The organism is Leptospira brenneri, from assembly GCF_002812125.1.
Lineage (GTDB): Bacteria > Spirochaetota > Leptospiria > Leptospirales > Leptospiraceae > Leptospira_A > Leptospira_A brenneri.
In genome coordinates this window covers 1-1,063 of record NZ_NPDQ01000028.1, presented here as the reverse complement: position 1 = coordinate 1,063, position 1,063 = coordinate 1, and the positions used below count along the sequence as shown (strand labels likewise).

Genomic DNA, 1,063 nt, shown 5'->3' with positions numbered 1-1,063 from the left:
TGGTAGGTTCAAGAATTTAACGCACAAGAGTCCGTATTTCATCTTCAGGTGTATTCCAATTCAAGGTTTTTCTAGGTCTTTGATTTAGTAACCTTTGAACTTTTTTAATTTCGCTTTTTTTTAGTTTTAGGAAGTCAGTTCCTTTCGGAAAGAAATCTCTGATAAGCATATTAGTATTTTCACATGTGCCTCGTTCCCAAGGCGAAGCAGGGTGACAGAAATAAACTTTCATTTTTGTATTTTTAGTAAACAATCTATGTTCCGACATTTCTTTCCCTTGGTCATAAGTCATAGAAAGTTTTAATTGTTTTGGGAACTGTTTTAATTCTTTTTCAAAAGCTTTTCTGACCGATTCAGCATCCATGGCTTTCAAAGGAACAAGAATAACAGTTCTTGTGACTCTTTCTACTATAGTACCAAGAGCGCTCGAATGGTTTTTTCCAATAAGTAAATCTCCTTCCCAATGACCTGGAACGCTTCTATCTTCAACTTCTTTCGGACGTTCTTCTATACTAATCATATCTGGAATTTTACCTATATTTGCAATGTTACCAGCAGGTTTTGACTTCTTACCTTTCCTTCTTAAGTAAGTATTGATTTCTTTTTTAAGCTCTCCTCTCGGAAGCAAATAGATAAAAGTATAAATTGATTGGTGAGAAATATTCATGTATTTTTCATTCGGAAACGAACGGGATAGATTCTTTGAAATTTGTTCTGGTGACCATTTAAGTTCAAGTCGATTTTTAAACTCTCTATATAACTTGGTGCTAGTTAATAATTTACTTTTTCCAAGCTTTCTAGAAGAGGCAGCCATTCTAGATTTATACCCAGAAATAATAGCAGAGTATTGATAATATCTGTCAGCTATTTTTCCTTTTTCAAGTTCCCTAGCTATTGTGGATCGATGACGACACATCATTTCTGCAATCGCACCTTTTGAGTATCCTTGATGAATCAACATGGACAAGGTTTCCCTTTCCTTTGGACTAATTCTCGTGTATTTTGCCATTTTTTCTCCGATTTATATTATCGGGATTTGTTGCATTAGATTCTTGAACCTACC

The 1,063-nt window shown here is 34.4% G+C and carries 1 protein-coding gene; it reads right to left on the bottom strand.

Annotation, left to right across the window (positions count from 1 at the left end; translation table 11 throughout):
* Nucleotides 1-16 precede the first annotated feature (16 nt).
* Nucleotides 17-1,009, bottom strand: coding sequence for an IS30 family transposase (locus tag CH361_RS19540; protein ID WP_100792503.1), 993 nt, complete (start codon nucleotides 1,007-1,009; stop codon nucleotides 17-19).
* Nucleotides 1,010-1,063 lie beyond the last annotated feature (54 nt).